The organism is Oerskovia flava (assembly GCF_026163685.1).
GTDB classification, from domain to species: domain Bacteria; phylum Actinomycetota; class Actinomycetes; order Actinomycetales; family Cellulomonadaceae; genus Oerskovia_A; species Oerskovia_A flava.
In genome coordinates this window covers 61,619-76,300 of sequence record NZ_JAOXSR010000006.1, presented here as the reverse complement: position 1 = coordinate 76,300, position 14,682 = coordinate 61,619, and the positions used below count along the sequence as shown (strand labels likewise).

General features: G+C 73.4%; 15 protein-coding genes. 7 read left to right on the top strand and 8 right to left on the bottom strand.

Annotated elements, in window-relative coordinates:
- Positions 1 to 160 precede the first annotated feature (160 nt).
- A complete protein-coding gene (locus tag OHL10_RS11315) occupies positions 161 to 1,660 on the top strand; it encodes a ThuA domain-containing protein (RefSeq protein ID WP_265522322.1) in 1,500 nt (499 codons plus the stop codon).
- Here the strand turns inward: OHL10_RS11315 and OHL10_RS11310 are convergent.
- Complete coding sequence (locus OHL10_RS11310) at positions 1,642 to 2,745, bottom strand: App1 family protein phosphatidate phosphatase (RefSeq protein ID WP_265522321.1); 1,104 nt, start codon at positions 2,743 to 2,745, stop codon at positions 1,642 to 1,644. The two genes, OHL10_RS11315 and OHL10_RS11310, sit on opposite strands and share 19 nt — an antisense overlap.
- Positions 2,746 to 2,886: 141 nt before the next feature.
- Between OHL10_RS11310 and OHL10_RS11305 the strand changes: the two genes are divergently transcribed.
- Both OHL10_RS11305 and OHL10_RS11300 read left to right on the top strand, forming a co-directional pair.
- Entirely contained in the window at positions 2,887 to 3,429 is a 543-nt protein-coding gene (locus OHL10_RS11305; RefSeq protein ID WP_265522320.1) for a pyridoxamine 5'-phosphate oxidase family protein, read from the top strand.
- Positions 3,430 to 3,468: 39 nt separating this feature from the next.
- Positions 3,469 to 3,906: a hypothetical protein gene (locus OHL10_RS11300; RefSeq protein ID WP_265522319.1), complete on the top strand. Its 438-nt coding sequence runs from the start codon at positions 3,469 to 3,471 to the stop codon at positions 3,904 to 3,906.
- 39 nt (positions 3,907 to 3,945) lie between these two features.
- Here the strand turns inward: OHL10_RS11300 and OHL10_RS11295 are convergent, their stop codons facing one another.
- From OHL10_RS11295 to OHL10_RS11270, 6 genes are all read right to left on the bottom strand, one after another.
- On the bottom strand, positions 3,946 to 4,221 hold the full coding sequence (locus OHL10_RS11295) for a DUF6510 family protein (RefSeq protein WP_265522318.1): 276 nt from the start codon (positions 4,219 to 4,221) through the stop codon (positions 3,946 to 3,948).
- A 32-nt stretch (positions 4,222 to 4,253) separates the two neighbouring features.
- Positions 4,254 to 5,090, bottom strand: a complete 837-nt coding sequence (locus OHL10_RS11290) for a ferredoxin reductase (protein ID WP_265522317.1) — start codon at positions 5,088 to 5,090, stop codon at positions 4,254 to 4,256.
- Between the two features lie 21 nt (positions 5,091 to 5,111).
- On the bottom strand, positions 5,112 to 5,711 hold the full coding sequence (locus OHL10_RS11285) for a sulfite oxidase-like oxidoreductase (RefSeq protein WP_265522316.1): 600 nt from the start codon (positions 5,709 to 5,711) through the stop codon (positions 5,112 to 5,114).
- Positions 5,712 to 5,844: 133 nt separating this feature from the next.
- The gene (locus OHL10_RS11280; protein ID WP_265522315.1) at positions 5,845 to 7,284 is read right to left on the bottom strand and encodes an L-serine ammonia-lyase; all 1,440 of its coding nucleotides are present in this window, start codon (positions 7,282 to 7,284) and stop codon (positions 5,845 to 5,847) included.
- Positions 7,285 to 7,353: 69 nt separating this feature from the next.
- Positions 7,354 to 7,803 (bottom strand): SRPBCC family protein, encoded by a 450-nt coding sequence (locus tag OHL10_RS11275; protein ID WP_265522314.1) that lies wholly within the window; start codon positions 7,801 to 7,803, stop codon positions 7,354 to 7,356.
- An 82-nt stretch (positions 7,804 to 7,885) separates the two neighbouring features.
- On the bottom strand, positions 7,886 to 8,503 hold the full coding sequence (locus OHL10_RS11270; RefSeq protein ID WP_322645549.1) for a DNA-3-methyladenine glycosylase I: 618 nt from the start codon (positions 8,501 to 8,503) through the stop codon (positions 7,886 to 7,888).
- 164 nt (positions 8,504 to 8,667) lie between these two features.
- On the opposite strand from OHL10_RS11270, the gene OHL10_RS11265 reads away from it, so the two are divergent.
- Positions 8,668 to 10,026, top strand: coding sequence for an ATP-binding protein (locus OHL10_RS11265; RefSeq protein ID WP_265522313.1), 1,359 nt, complete (start codon positions 8,668 to 8,670; stop codon positions 10,024 to 10,026).
- A complete protein-coding gene (locus OHL10_RS11260; protein ID WP_265522312.1) occupies positions 10,023 to 11,759 on the top strand; it encodes a tetratricopeptide repeat protein in 1,737 nt (578 codons plus the stop codon). Before OHL10_RS11265 ends, OHL10_RS11260 begins: the two co-directional genes overlap by 4 nt.
- On the opposite strand, the gene OHL10_RS11255 is transcribed toward OHL10_RS11260, so the two are convergent.
- The gene (locus OHL10_RS11255) at positions 11,756 to 12,631 is read right to left on the bottom strand and encodes a TetR/AcrR family transcriptional regulator (RefSeq protein ID WP_265522311.1); all 876 of its coding nucleotides are present in this window, start codon (positions 12,629 to 12,631) and stop codon (positions 11,756 to 11,758) included. The two genes, OHL10_RS11260 and OHL10_RS11255, sit on opposite strands and share 4 nt — an antisense overlap.
- Before the next feature lie 106 nt (positions 12,632 to 12,737).
- Between OHL10_RS11255 and OHL10_RS11250 the strand changes: the two genes are divergently transcribed.
- Both OHL10_RS11250 and OHL10_RS11245 read left to right on the top strand, forming a co-directional pair.
- The gene (locus OHL10_RS11250; RefSeq protein ID WP_265522310.1) at positions 12,738 to 13,775 is read left to right on the top strand and encodes an ATP-binding cassette domain-containing protein; all 1,038 of its coding nucleotides are present in this window, start codon (positions 12,738 to 12,740) and stop codon (positions 13,773 to 13,775) included.
- Positions 13,772 to 14,626: an ABC transporter permease gene (locus OHL10_RS11245; RefSeq protein ID WP_265522309.1), complete on the top strand. Its 855-nt coding sequence runs from the start codon at positions 13,772 to 13,774 to the stop codon at positions 14,624 to 14,626. The genes OHL10_RS11250 and OHL10_RS11245 overlap by 4 nt, the downstream gene beginning before the upstream one ends.
- The last annotated feature ends 56 nt before the right edge of the window (positions 14,627 to 14,682 follow it).

Sequence of the window (14,682 nt, the reverse complement as noted above, 5' to 3'; positions counted from 1 at the left end):
GCTTTCGCCGACAGTTCCTTGACTTTGACCTGGGTGTCGCGAAAACTCGGAGGCGACTGCTTCGCGCCTGCACGGGGTCGTGCGCGCGTGGGCGGTGCCTGCCGCCGGGACGTCTCCCGGCTCCGGTTCTCGAGGACGAGTCGACCAGGAAGAGATGCACATGGATTTGTTCAGCGGAAAGATCATTCGGCGGACAGCTGCTGTCGCGGCCGTCCCGTTCGTCGCCGCCTCCGTCGCCCTCGTCGGGCCGGCGGCGAGCGCAGAACCTGCCGTACCGGCGTCCGTGACCGCCCTGCCGACGACCGTCACCGCCGCGGCCGAGGACTACCGCGTCCTCGTCGTGGGCAAGACGCTCGGGTTCCGGCACTCCCACATCGACGACACGACGTTGGCCGTCATCGAGATGGGCGCGGAGAACGGCTTCACCGTCGACGTGTGGGACCCGCCGAACAGCTCGGCGGGGTGGTGGGGCCCGGGGTCTCCCGGCCAGCCGGACCTGACGATGGACACCACCCCGTTCACGAGCGCGGAGGACCTGTCGCAGTACGCCGCGATCCTCTTCGTGTCGCCGGTGGACAACACGAACTCGCTCAACCCGGCGACGCCGCGCCTGCTCGACGACGACGAGCTGGCCGCTTTCCAGGGCTACATCCGTGGCGGTGGCGGCTTCGTCGGGATCCACGCGGCGACCGACACGATGCACACCGTGCCCTGGTACAGCCAGCTGACCGGCGGCGGTGCACGGTTCGTGAGCCACCCGCAGCAGCAGACGGCCACGATGCGCGTCGAGAGCCCCGCGCACCCGTCGACCGAGTTCCTCCCGACCGCCTGGGAACGCTTCGACGAGTGGTACAACTACACGACCAACCCCCGCGCCGACGTGCACGTGCTGCTCACGCTCGACGAGTCGACCTACAACCCGGGGAACAATGCGATGGGGGAGGACCACCCCATCGCGTGGTGCCACAACTTCGAGGGCGGGCGCTCCTGGTACGAGGGCGCGGGCCACACGGACGCCTCGTGGGCCGACCCGCTGTTCCGTCAGCACGTCCTCGCCGGCATCGAGTGGACCGCCGGCGTGGTCGAGGGCGGCGGAAACTGCGTGACGTTCTCCGAGGTGGACGGCGTGCTGGCCGATCTCGACACGTCCGCCATGGGTGACGCAGCGATCGCCGGCGCGATCTCGTCCCTGCTCGACAGCGCACAGGCCGCCGCGGACGCGGGCGACCCCGCGACGGCGGTCCAGATCCTCGGTGGCGCCCGCGCCCTCGTGGACTACCTGTCCTCAGCGGTGGGCGACCGCGCGCTGCTCGGGGCGAAGCTCGACGACCTCACGGACTGGCAGGGCGCGCTCGTCGACGACGGCGGCACCGTCGACCTCGCGTTCTCCGCGGAGGCGCACGTGCGGTCGATCGCCGGGCGCTCATACCTCGCGGTGCGCGTCGTCAACGAGGAGGCGTCGCCGGTCGACGTGACCGTCGCGACGCCGTACGGCGCGCGGACGTTCACGGACGTCCGGCCGGGCGCGAACGCCTACCAGTCGTTCTCGACGCGCACGTCGCCGGTGCCTGCGGGCGAGGTGACCGTGACCGTGACCGGTGAGCGGGACGGTGAGGAGGTCGTCAGCGCGGCCACGGTGGCCTACCCGGGCGCCGGCTGACCGGTGCGGGTGTCGCCCTCGCGCAGCACGTCCCGCAGGGAGCGCGCGAGGGCGACGCCGTCGGGCCCGGCGGCCACGGGGACGGGCAGGGGTTCACCTCCGAGCTCCGCGCCGGGCACGCCGGGCGTCGGCGTCCCGTGCGCGAGCACCTGCTGTGCGGGGGTCAGCTCGCGGATCGCGACCGCGACCACGCGGTCCGTGTCCCGGCGAGCCGACCGGGCGTAGATCTCCGGGTCCCGTTGCCCGTCGTCGCCGATGAGGAGCCAGTCGACCTCGGGCAGCTCGCGGAACAGCCGGTCCAGGGAGGTGCGCTTGTGCTCGGGACCGCTACGGAACCAGCCGCTGTTGCTCGGGCCCCAGTCGGTGAGCAGGAGCGGCCCCGGCGGGAGGCCGGTGCGCTCGAGGAACCTCTGCAGGTTCGCCGACGTGTTCCACGCGCCCGTCGACAGGTAGACGAACGGCGTGCCTGGGTGGGCGTCAGCGATCGCGCGGTAGAGCACCGCCATGCCCGGCACCGCGACCCGTGCGCTCGTGTGGCGCACGAACGTGTTCCACGCCGCGAGGAACAGCCGGGGCACCGTCGTGACCATGACCGTGTCGTCGATGTCCGAGACGACCCCGAGCCGTCGGCCCTCGCCGACGACGAGGATCGGCGCCGCGACCGTGGTGCCCGTCGACGGCCGCAGCGTCGCCTCGTGCCACCCGGCCTCGAGGTCCGTCTCGACCGTCGTGTCGAGGTAGCCGCCGCGGTCGCTCACGGCGTCCACCACCGTCTCCCCGACTTGCACACGCACCGTCTCGCCCGGCGCGGGTGCCGACAGGAAGGTGCGCCAGCCGCGGCGGTCGAGGGCCCGCGCGGGGTCGTGGTCCGGGCTGGTCAGCAGCACCCGGGCGAGCACCCGTACGTGCCGGGTCGTGCCGTAGCCCGTGAACGGGTCGACGCGCGGTGTCCACCCGCGAGCGCGCAGCACGCGGGAGACGACGGCGCGCACCCGGTCCTCGATCCTCGCCGCCCGGTGCGGGCGCTGGGACTGCGATCGCTCGGGGGCCGCGTTCTCGGGGGCGTCAGCGGGAGAGGGGGGCATGGGCTCCGTCCGGTCGTCGAGGGTCCTCTCACTCTCGCACGCGAGGAACGGCTCGCACGCGGGCGATGAGTTCATGGTCCGGGACCGGTCTGCCGGACGACGAGACGGATGAGACGGACGGACGACGAGGGAGAGGCCGACATGACGACGACCACGGACGAGAGGGCGGGCGCCGCCGGGGACGAGCCCGTCGACACCGTGCTCACGGAGTTCAGCTCGCCCGGGGCGGCGCCCCTCGGCTGGGAGCAGGCCCGCCGGGTGCTGGAGACCGCGGAGATCTCCTGGCTGTCGACCGTGCGGCCGGACGGTCGACCGCACGTGACCCCGTTGATGACGGTCGCGGCGGACGGCACGCTCTACTTCTGCACGGGCGACGCCGAGCGCAAGGCCCGCAACCTCGAGGCCAACCCGCAGGTGGTGCTCACCACCGGGACGAACCTCCTGGACGAGGGGCTCGACGTCGTCGTGGAGGGCACCGCGCGGACGGTGACCGACGACGTCGCGCTGCGCCGGCTGGCCGAGCGGTGGCGCTGCAAGTACGGCTGGCACTTCGACGTGCGCGACGGCGCGTTCTGGAACGAGGCGGGCGGCCGGGCGCTGGTGTTCGGCGTGCGGCCGGTCACGGTCTTCGGGTTCGGTCGCGGGGACCAGTACGTCGCCATGCGCTGGCGGTTCGAGCACTGAGCCCCTGCGAGGCGGCGCGTCGGCGCCTACGGTCGGGGAATGGACGGAGACCTCCCGGACCCCGCGCACCGCACACCTGACGACGTCTCGACCGCGACCGTCGACGCCCTGGGCGCGCTCAGCGCGGCTCTCGAGTCCGTCGAGCGCGCTCGCGGGCACCTCTACGCGTTCCACCAGCTCACCGGCAAGGCGGACCTGGAGCTCGGGGACGCCGTCGACCAGCTACGAGCAGCCGGGCACGCGGAGCTCGCCGACCGGCTCGAGACGGACCTCGTCGGCCGCAACGTGCTCGCCGGCCGGTGGACGTTCCAGGTGGTCGAGGAGTACGACGACGGGTACTGGTCGGTCTTCCGCGAGCACGAGCGGGCCGTCCGCGACGAGCTCGCGGGCGGCGTCCGGCACCTGTTCGAGGCGCGGATGAAGCAGGAGCGGCGGACCGCCGGGCGCCCGGGCCACGAGGCGGTGCCCGACGAGTGAGCCGGCGGGACGAGCTGATCCGCCGGGCCTGCGCGGGCGTCAGACGGGCAGCAGGACGCGGCTGAGTCCGGTCATGTCGAGCCACGAGCCGCGCGGTGTGCGCACGAGGCGCAGCAGCACCGCGTCGCACCCGGGGCAGCGCGCGACGAGCCCGGGGCCGTGCGACCACACGCTCACCTCCGCCAACGGGCGCTCGGCGGCACAGCTCAGGCAGCGTCCGACGGCGGTCGTCATGTCGTGGGCGAACACCGCGCTCAGCGGTCCCGCGAGGGCGTTGCCGTCCTCGTGCGTCTGCGCACCCGTCGTGTCCTGCATGATGCCCTCCAGTCTCCGGCCCGGTGGTCGGCTCAGTCCCCGGCCGGGCCGAACCGCTCGGTCTTGATCCGTGCGGGCTCGTGCCCGAGCGCCAGCAGCATCGTCGCCGCCGCCTCGACGAAGCCCGTCGGCCCGCACACGAAGCAGGCCGGGCCCAGCTCGGCCGGCCACCCCCACGCCGCGAGGTCGGCGGGCGTCATCCGGCCCGGTTCACGACGCGCGTCGAGCGGTGCGGACCGCGTGTACAGGACGGTCACGTCGACGCCGTCGTCCCCGGGGTGCGGGACGCCCAGCTCCCGCGTGTACAGCCGGTCCTCCGGCCGCCGCACCGAGTACAGGAGCCGGAACGGCACCCGGCTGCCCGCGGCGCGGCGGGCCCGGATCATCGCGGTCAGGGGCACGACGCCGGATCCCCCCGCCAGGAGCAGCACGGGCGCCGGGTCGAGGGGCCCGGTCGTGCCGGTCGGGTGCCAGACGAACCAGCCGCCCACCGGGCCGCGGACCTCGATCGTGTCGCCGACGGCGAACGCGTCCGCGAGGTACGTCGAGACCTCCCCGCCCGGCACGCGCTGGACGGTGAGCTCGACACGGGTGGGTCCGGCGTCGGGCACGGTCTCGGGCCCGACGGAGGAAGCGGTGCCGGGCGACGCGGCGGACGCGATCGAGTAGCTGCGCTCGGCGGTGTAGCCGTCCGGCGCCGTCAGGCGCAGGTCCACGTGCTGGCCCGGTGCGTGGCCCGGCCAGCCGGGGACGTCCAGGACGAGGGTGCGGGCGCTCGGGCTCTCCGCCCACGCGTCGACGAGGGTCGCGACCTGCCAGCCCGGGCGCACCCCGACGCGGCCGCCCAGGCGGGCGGAGGTGCTCGTCATGTGGCCACCTTCCGGTCGCCCTCAGTCGCCCTGGTAGCGCTGCTCGCGCCACGGGTCGCCGTAGTCGTGGTAGCCGAGCTGCTCCCAGAACCCGGGGGAGTCCTGCACCATCAGACGGATCGAGCGCACCCACTTCGCGGACTTCCACAGGTACAGGTGCGGGACGAGGAGCCGCGCGGGGCCGCCGTGCACGGGATGGAGCGGCGCGCCGTCGTACGTGTGCACGATCCACGCCTTGCCGCCGAGCAGGTCGGCCAGCGGGAGGTTCGTCGTGTACCCGCCGTACGCCCCGACGAGCGCGAAGTCCGCCGCCGACGCGACGTCGGCCAGCAGCGTGTCGAGGGACACCCCGCGCCACGAGGTGCCGAACTTCGACCACCGGGTGACGCAGTGCAGGTCGACCGTCGGCTCCTCCTGGTCGAGCCGCATGAGGTCGGCCCACGACCAGGAGTGCGTCGCGCCGGTCTCGGTGACGACGTCGAGCTGCCAGGTCGCGGTGTCGACGCGCGGGGTGGGGCCCGCGGACAGCACCGGGAAGTCCTCGGTGACGTACTGACCCGGCGGGAGGGCGACGCCCTGCGGGCGAGGCCGGCCGTGGAAGCCTGGGGTGAGTGAGCCCATGGTTCACGGTAGGACTCCCACCCCCGCCGCGCCAGACCACCCGACATAGAACCCCTGTCGCCGAGAGAGAACCCCAGTGCGTTACCTCGGTACTACCTGGGCGACAGGGGTTCTACTTCGCGGGCGCTCCGCCTCAGCACTCGACGACGTTGACCGCCAGGCCGCCCGTCGAGGTCTCCTTGTACTTGGTCGACATGTCGACGCCCGTCTGGCGCATCGTCTCGATGACGGTGTCCAGGGACACGACGTGCGACCCGTCGCCCTGCAGGGCCAGGCGCGCCGCGGACACCGCCGTGCACGCCGCGATGGCGTTGCGCTCGATGCACGGCACCTGCACGAGCCCGCCGACGGGGTCGCACGTCAGCCCCAGGTTGTGCTCCATCGCGATCTCGGCCGCGTTCTCCACCTGCGCGGGCGTCCCGCCGAGCACCGCGCAGACTCCTGCCGCCGCCATCGAGCACGCCGAGCCCACCTCGCCCTGGCAGCCCGCCTCCGCGCCCGAGATCGACGCGTTGCGCTTGTAGAGGGCGCCGATCGCCGCCGCCGTCAGCAGGTACGTGCGCATCGCGGTCTCCGCCCGGCCCGCATCGGCAAGCTCCGGGCGCGTGCGCAGCACGTGGCGCCCGACCGCCGGGATGATCCCGGCCGCCCCGTTCGTTGGCGCCGTCACCACGCGGCGACCGTCGGCGTTCTCCTCGTTGACGGCCATCGCGAAGGCCTGCAGCCACTCGATGGTCGTGTCCACCCCCTGCGCCTGCGCGGCCTCCAGCCGTTCCCGCTGGGCGCGTGCACGACGCCGGACCTTCAGCCGTCCGGGCAGCACCCCCTCGCGCTGGAGCCCGGCATCCACGCACGCGCTCATCGCCTGCCAGATCGTGTCGAGCCCGGCACCGACCTCGACCGCCGGACGCAGCGCCGTCTCGTTCGCCCACGCCGCCTCGGCGATCGTCAGGCCGTGGCGCTCGCAGGTCGCGAGCAGTTCGGCCGCGTTCGCGAACGGGTACGGGACGCCCGTCGGCTCGGTAGCGGGGTCGATCGCCTCGCCCGCGAGCTCGGCGGCGACCTGTGCGGCCTCGTCGGCCGCGGCGGCCGCGAGCTCGTCGGCGGTGAGGACGAAGCCGCCGCCGACGGAGTAGGAGACGACTTCGGAGATCGTCGTGCCGGCGGCGTCGAGAGCGGTGAAGCGCATGCCGTTGGGGTGCCCCGGGAGGTGCGTGAGCGGGGCGAGGCGCACGTCGGAGCTGGTCAGCGTGATGCGGTGCTCGCCGAGCAGGTCCACCGGGGTGCCGTCGCCCAGCTTTTCCCACCCGCCGGGCAGCCGGCCGGGATCGCACGTCCGGGGGTCGAGCCCGACCAGACCGGCGACGACCGCGTCGGGCGTGCCGTGCCCGATGCCCGTCGCGCCGAGCGATCCGCACAGCACCACCCGGAGGGCCGCGACGCGCGAGAGCTCCCCACGCTCGGCGAGCCCCGTGACGAACGCGGTCGCCGCGCGCATCGGGCCGACCGTGTGCGAGCTGGACGGCCCCACGCCGATCGAGAACAGATCGAGGGCGGAGACGTAGGCGCTCATGCCGCCATGATCGCACCCGCCCGGTGGGAGGGACGCGAGGCGCCGGGGAGTGCGCCCCGCGTCCACGCGCTAGTTCACGTCGCCACGCCACGCACCGGTCTCGGTGCCTCGCGACTCGATGAACTTCTTGAAGCGGTCCAGGTCGCCCTGGACGCGGCGGTCGTCGACGTCGAGCGCGCTGCCGATCTTCTCCACGAGCCCGTCGGGCTCCCAGTCCATCTGCACGGTCACGCGCGTCTCGGCGTCGCTCAGGCGGTGGAACGTGACGACCCCTGCGTGCGTCGGTCCGGACGTGCTCTTCCACGCCACGCGCTCGTCCGGGTGCTGCTCCGTGATCTCGGCGTCGAACGCGCGCTCTGCACCCCCGATCTTCGTGGACCAGTGCGTGCGCCGGTCGTCGATCTGGACGACCTTCTCGACGCCCTCCATGAAGTGCGGGAACTCCTCGAACTGCGTCCACTGGTCGTAGGCAGTGCGGACGGGCACCTGGACGTCGACGGTCTTGATGACGGTGGTCATCTGCTGTCCTCCTCGTTCCGGGTTGTCGTTCGGGTCCGTCCACCCTCGCAACGATGGCGACGGCTCGCGCGTCGGGAGCGGCTCAGGTCTCCCGCGCGAGGACGACGGGGCACGTCGTGAGGTGGTCGTCGACGAGCCCGCACGCCTGCATCGCGGCGTACGCGGTGGTGGGGCCCACGAAGCGGAAGCCTTCCTTCTTGAGCGTCTTCGACATCGTGGTGGACGCGGATGTGAACCCAGGCACGTCCGTCCAGGTGGCCGGGCGCTGCGGGCGCTCGTCGGGGGAGGGGGCGAACGACCAGAACAGCTCGTCGAGGGTGCGGCCCTGCTCGTGGAGCCGCACGACCGCCTGCGCGTTGGTGATCGTCGCCTCGATCTTGGCCCGGTTGCGGATGATGCGGGCGTCAGCGAGGAGGCGCGCGACGTCGTCCGCCTCGAACGCCGCGACCTGCACGGGATCGAACTCACGGAAGACCTCGCGGAAGGCGGGCCGCTTGCGCAGGACCGTGATCCAGCTCAGACCCGACTGGAAGCCCTCGAGCGCGAGGCGTTCCAGCAGCGCGGCCTCGCCGTGCACCGGGACTCCCCACTCGGTGTCGTGGTAGTCCGCGTACAGCGGGTCCCCGTCGCCGAAGCAGCGCGCGCCGGGCGGATTGGCGTCAGGCGGGCCGGCGGCTACGGGCTCTGCTGGGTTCGTCACGGGTCAACTCTCGCGGAGATCACCCACAGGGTGCACCACCCGCGTGCTGCGCTGTGGACGGACACGATGTCCGGTCGGGCTGTGCACGGCCAGGGTCGCGCCCCGGACGGTGCAGACTTGTCCGGTACGCCACCCGACGTCCAGCCCAGCCGAGGAGCCCTTCCGTGTCGAACGTCCTGGAGCACATGGCCGTCGCCGTGCAGGCAGCCCCCGACGACGCGCCCCTGCGCGTCCAGTACGCCCGCCTCCTGCTCCTGCACGAGCGCCCCGCCGAGGCGCTCGAGAACGCCAGCACCGCTCTGCGCCTGGACCCCACCAACGGCGCCGCCCTCGCCCTCGTCACCGAGGCCGCGACCGCGCTGACGACGCAGGCCCCCGCGACCGCGGAGGCGACGACGCCCCCCGCCTCGTCCCCGGCGCCGCCCTCGTCACCGCACCAGGACCCGACCCCGTCCGCGGACGACGCGGTCCCCGCCGAGGAGGCGCCGTCGTCGGACGCTCCGGGCTTCGACTGGGAGCGGGTGGAGGCGGAGATGGGCATCGATGTGCCGCGACCGTTCGTGGAGGACGCCGCGCCCGCGGAACCGCGCGACGAGCCGTTCCTCGTCCCCGCCCGCGACGACGCTCCCTCGGCCGACGGGCTGCTCGAGGTCTCCCGCGAGACGATCACGCTGGACGACGTCGGCGGCCTGGAGTCCGTGAAGAAGCGCATCCGCGAGGCGTTCCTCGAGCCGATGCGCAACCAGTCGATCGCCCGGGCGTTCGGCAAGTCCTTGCGTGGCGGGCTGCTGCTCTACGGGCCCCCCGGGACGGGCAAGACGTTCATGGCGCGCGCGGTCGCCGGCGAGCTCGGCGCGCGGTTCCTCACGGTGACGCTCGCGGACATCCTCGACAAGTACATCGGGGAGAGCGAGCAGAACCTGCACAACCTCTTCCAGCGCGCGCGGGAGCTGGCGCCTGCGGTCCTCTTCCTCGACGAGGTCGACGCGATCGGGGGCAAGCGGACCCAGTACACGGGGTCGTCGGGCATGCGGACGGTCGTCAACCAGCTCCTGCAGGAGATGGACGGCATGGGGTCCGACAACGACGGTCTGTTCGTGCTCGGCGCGACGAACCACCCGTGGGACGTCGACAGCGCCCTGCTGCGCCCCGGCCGGTTCGACCGCATGGTCCTCGTGCTCCCGCCGGACGCGCCGGCGCGCGAGTCGATCCTGCGCCACTACCTCGAGGGTCGACCGATCGCGGGCATCTCGCTGTCGACGATCGTGGACCAGACCGACGGGTTCTCCGGCGCCGACCTGGAGCACCTGTGCGCCTCGGCCGCCGAGAAGGCGATGATGGACTCGATCGCCTCCGGCGAGATCCGGCCGATCACCATGGACGACGTGCGGGCGGCCCTGTCCGAGGTGCGCCCGTCGACGACGGCGTGGCTCCACTCCGCGCGCAACGTCGTGTCGTTCGCCAACAACGACGGGCGCTACGACGAGCTGGGGGCGTACCTGCGGTCGCGCCGGATGCTGTGACGACCGGTTCCACGCCCCGGCCCGTGCAGGACCCGGTCGGCGGGTACGTCACCCGCGCCGAGATGCTGGTCGACGCCGGTCGGCCCGAGCAGGCGCTCGAGGGGATCGAGGCCGCGCTGGCCGAGCACCCGGACGACCTCCGCCTCCACCTGACGTCGGGGTGGCTGCACCTGCGGCTGCAGCGCTCCGCGGACGCGCAGCGGATCCTCGAGCAGGTCGTGGCGGGCTCCCCGGACTACGGGCAGGGCCACGTGCTGCTGTCCGTCGCGCTGCAGAACCGCGGCCGGCTGACCGAGGCGCGCGCCGCCGTCGAACGCGCGATCGAGCTCCAGCCCGACGACGCCGCGACCCTCGTGCAGCACGCCGACGTGCTCACGAGCGGTCGGGTGCGGCGCACGGACCGCGCGCTGGCGATGGACCGGATCGGCCGGGCGCTCGAGCTCGAGCCGGAGAACCCGAGCCGCCTGCTGGGCGCGGCGTCGATCCACGCCCGGCTCGGGGAGCGCGACCGCGCCCGCGGGCTCGTGCGGCAGGGCCTGGCGACGTCCCCGGAGCACGAGGGCCTGCTCTACGCGAACGCCCAGCTCTCGACCGACGACGGGCAGCACTCCCGGGCGCTCGTCGGGGTCCTCTCGCAGAACCCCGAGCACGCCGAGGCCGGGTACGTGCTGTTCCTGCGCGTCTGGCAGCGGCTGCTCGCCCCGATGGACACGGCGGTCGCCGTCCTCACCGCCGTCGCGTTCCTGGTGGCGTGGACCATGCGGGACACGATGCTCGGCTTCCTGGTGATCTGGGCCGGGGTCCTGGCGGTGGTGCTCGGCGTCTCCGCGCTGCGGTCGTGGTCGGTGCTGCGGCACGTGCCCCGTGCCCTGGTGCGCCGCAGCCTGCTCGACGGCACCTGGCCCGGTCGTCTCGGCACGACCGGGCTGGTCGTGGGGTGGGCCGCCGCGGTCCTCGCGCTGGTCGCCCTCCTCGTGGTGCGCGACGCCGTCGCCGTCCGGTGGCTCCTCGTCCTCCTCGCGCTCGCCCTGCTCGTGGCGGGGACCGGGTCGGTCATGCTCCGCCGCACCATGCTGCGGCACGGCCGTGAGTCCGGGTACGTCGGGACCTCGGAGGTCGGGCTCGCGCGCGTCGCCGCGCTGCGCGGGGGGTACCGGACGGCGTCGGTGTTCCGGGGCCTGCTGGTCGCACTCCTCGCCCTCATCAGCGCGGCGTCCGTGCTGGGCGCAGCGCGTCCGGACGCGCTGCCCGTCGCCGCTCTCGGCGCGGTCGCGTGGGTGCTCCCGCTGCTCCTGTGCATCTGGCAGCTGCACGAGCTCGCCGCCGCCCTGCGGCGGGAGGGCGCCGAGTCCGCCACCGCGGGGGCCGGGCGTCGTGCGCGCAGCGCCGTCGGTCTGGTGGTCCTCGCCCTGACGACCATGGTGCTCGGTGCGGGGGGCCTGCTCGCCGTCGCGCACGTTCCCGTCCTGCCGAACGAGCACGACGCCGACGGGCGGTACGTCGCGACGCCGGGGTCCGGCGGGTCGACCTCGTGCGCCGGCTCGCGCTACACCCGGATCTCCTGCGTCCTGCGGGAGAACCAGGAGCGGATGGAGGAGTGGGAGGACCGCGACCCCATCGATATCCCGACCTTCGACGTCCCGACCTTCGACGCACCCACCTTCGACCTGGACATCCCGGACATCGACGTGCCCGACCTGTCGGATCTCGACGTCCCGGAGGAGGGCTCCTAGGTCCCCTGCTGCGCCTGGCGCTTGGCGATGTAGGCCGCGACGCCGTCGAGCAGGATCTCGATGCCGACACCGGCGTCGTCGTCCACGGGTGCGTCGCCGACCGGCTCGCCCGCGCCGCCGGGTGAAAGGTCGGGCGCCGCTTCGGCGGCCGCGCTGAAGAGCGCGGGGAAGTCCTGGGGGTCCGCGAGGCGGGCGAGCAGCTCCTCGAAGTCGGCGTACGGGTTCAGCTGGGCGACGAGGGCGGGGTCGATCTCGGACTCCGGGACGTCGTCGCCGACGCCCGAGCGCAGGCGTGCCGCGCGGACGGCGGCCCGGTGCGCCTCGACCTGCACGCGGGCCTCGCCGAGCACGTGCTGGGCGACGAGGCCCAGGATCTGGACCTTGTCGCCGAACCCCAGGCCGGTGCCCGCCAGCATGGCGAACCCGCGGTCCAGCCAGCGCAGCCGGGTCGGGCCGGTCGGCGCCGCCGTCAGCGGCAGGTCCAGGTACCAGGGGCGCTCGACGGCCAGGCGGATCTGCGCGCGGGTCCACGCCTCGAGCCCGACGCGCCATCCCTGGTCGGTCGGCATGTCGGGCAGGTCGCGGGCGACCGTGTCGGTCATGAGGACGAGCAGGTCGTCCTTCGAGTCCACGTACCGGTAGAGGGCCATCGGTGAGCAGCCGAGCTCCTCGGCGATCCGCGCCATGGAGACGGCGGCCAGCCCTTCTGCGTCGGCGATACCGACGGCGGCGTCGACGATCCTCGGCAGGCTGAGCGCCGGCTTGGGGCCGCGGCGAGGACGTGGCTGCTCCTTCCACAGCAGGTCGAGCACACGAGCCATGTCGGCGTCGACGGCCGTCCCCTGCTCGTCCGGGCTCTCGTGCTGCGTCATGCGTCGAACTCCTTGACTCTCGCCGTCCAACTGTGTATACCCTAAACCTCATAGCGTGGACCATAAACAGTTTGCGCCCCACGCAGTGTCGAACCCTGGAGACGCCATGACCACCCGCTCGTCGACCAGCCGCTCCGCCGGCGCGGACGTCGCCGTCCGCGCCGAGGGCCTGCACAAGAGCTTCGGCCCGGCGAGACGGCGCACCACCGTCCTCACCGGCCTCGACCTCACGCTCCACCGCGGCGAGGTCCTCGCCCTCCTCGGCCCCAACGGGGCCGGCAAGACCACCTCCGTGCGGATCCTCTCCACGCTCCTCGCGCCCGACGCGGGCCGGGCGACCGTGGCCGGCCTCGACGTCGTGCACGACGCCGCCCGGGTGCGCGAGGTCATCAGCCTCACCGGCCAGTACGCGGCCGTGGACGACAAGCAGACCGGCGCCGAGAACCTCACGATGATGGCGCGCCTCGCCCACCTGCCGCGGCGCGCCGTGGCCCCCCGCGTCGAGGAGCTCCTCACGGCGTTCGACCTCACGGACGCCGCCGGGCGCCGGGTCGGGACGTACTCGGGCGGCATGCGCCGCCGCCTCGACCTCGCCGCGGGCCTGCTCGCGCACCCGCAGGTGATGTTCCTCGACGAACCCACCACCGGGCTCGACCCCCGCAGCCGCCAGACGATGTGGGACGTCATCCGCGACGTCGTCGCGCGCGGCACGAGCCTGTTCCTCACCACGCAGTACCTCGAGGAGGCCGACCAGCTCGCCGACCGCATCGCCCTCATCGACGACGGCAGCGTCGTCGCCGAGGGCACCTCCTCCGAGCTCAAGCGCCAGGTCGGGGACGCGGGCGTCGAGCTGACGTTCGCCACCGTGGCCGACGCCGCGCTGGTCGCCGCCGCGCTCGACCTCACGCGGGACGGCACCCGCCTGCGCGTGCCGACCGACGGGTCCGTGCCCCACGTGCGCTCCGTCCTGGCAGCCGTCGAGGCCACCGCGGTCGTGCCCACCTCCTGGGAGGTCCGCGCCCCCACGCTCGACGACGTCTTCCTCACCCTCACCGGACACACCGCCCGCACGGCCCGCGCCACCGCGACCGACGGGACAGACCGGGCCGATCGCGCCCGGACCGAACAGGAGACCGCAGCATGACCGCCCAGACCCTCGCCCCGCCGTCGGGCACCTCCACCCACCGCGCACCCGGCCCCGCCCGGCACCGCGTGCGCCACCTCGTGGCCGACACCGGCACGATGATCGGACGGTCGCTGCGCCTCGTGCGCCGCGACCCCGACGAGCTGCTCCTCGCCGTGCTGCTGCCCGTGATGATGATGCTGCTGTTCGTCTACGTCTTCGGCGGGGCGATGCAGGTCGGCACCGACTACATCACCTACGCGACGCCCGGCGTGATCCTGCTCTGCGCGGGGTACGGGGCGTCGAACACGGCGCTCGCGGTCCAGCAGGACATGGCGGGCGGGATCGTCGACCGGTTCCGCTCCCTGCCGATCGCGAGCTCGACGATGCTCACCGGCCACGTCGTGGCGAGCGTCGTGAAGAACCTCGTGTCCACGGTGATCGTCTTCGGCGTCGCGTTCCTCATCGGCTTCCGCGCCGACGCCACCGCGCTCGAGTGGTGCGGCGCGATCGCCATGATCGTGCTCTACGTCCTCGCGATCACGTGGGTGGCGACGTTCGTCGGCGTGCTGGCGCACACGCCCGCGGCTGCCGGCGGGTTCGGGTTCTTCATGCTGTTCCTGCCGTACGTGTCGAGCGCGTTCGTCCCGCCGGAGACCATGCCGTCCTGGATGCGTGGCTTCGCGGAGAACCAGCCCATCACGTCCGTCATCGAGACGACGCGCGGCCTGCTGGTCGGGACCGGGTCCGACGGGTCGCCCGTGACGGACCTGGGCCCGACGGCGTGGCTCGCCGTGGCATGGACGGCCGGGATCACCGCGGTCTTCCTCGTGGCGGCCGCGGTGGCGTTCGCGCGGCGCCGGCGGCAGTAGGCGCGGTCGTGCAGGAAAAGGGCGGCGGCCCCGGTGCCCTGATGCACCCGGACCGC

Coding starts and splice junctions, on each gene's coding strand:
- OHL10_RS11315 (WP_265522322.1), top strand. CDS start 161: ATGGATTTGTTCAGCGGAAAGATCATTCGGCGGACAGCTGCTGTCGCG.
- OHL10_RS11310 (WP_265522321.1), bottom strand. CDS start 2,745: ATGCCCCCCTCTCCCGCTGACGCCCCCGAGAACGCGGCCCCCGAGCGA.
- OHL10_RS11305 (WP_265522320.1), top strand. CDS start 2,887: ATGACGACGACCACGGACGAGAGGGCGGGCGCCGCCGGGGACGAGCCC.
- OHL10_RS11300 (WP_265522319.1), top strand. CDS start 3,469: ATGGACGGAGACCTCCCGGACCCCGCGCACCGCACACCTGACGACGTC.
- OHL10_RS11295 (WP_265522318.1), bottom strand. CDS start 4,221: ATGCAGGACACGACGGGTGCGCAGACGCACGAGGACGGCAACGCCCTC.
- OHL10_RS11290 (WP_265522317.1), bottom strand. CDS start 5,090: ATGACGAGCACCTCCGCCCGCCTGGGCGGCCGCGTCGGGGTGCGCCCG.
- OHL10_RS11285 (WP_265522316.1), bottom strand. CDS start 5,711: ATGGGCTCACTCACCCCAGGCTTCCACGGCCGGCCTCGCCCGCAGGGC.
- OHL10_RS11280 (WP_265522315.1), bottom strand. CDS start 7,284: ATGAGCGCCTACGTCTCCGCCCTCGATCTGTTCTCGATCGGCGTGGGG.
- OHL10_RS11275 (WP_265522314.1), bottom strand. CDS start 7,803: ATGACCACCGTCATCAAGACCGTCGACGTCCAGGTGCCCGTCCGCACT.
- OHL10_RS11255 (WP_265522311.1), bottom strand. CDS start 12,631: ATGACGCAGCACGAGAGCCCGGACGAGCAGGGGACGGCCGTCGACGCC.
- OHL10_RS11250 (WP_265522310.1), top strand. CDS start 12,738: ATGACCACCCGCTCGTCGACCAGCCGCTCCGCCGGCGCGGACGTCGCC.
- OHL10_RS11245 (WP_265522309.1), top strand. CDS start 13,772: ATGACCGCCCAGACCCTCGCCCCGCCGTCGGGCACCTCCACCCACCGC.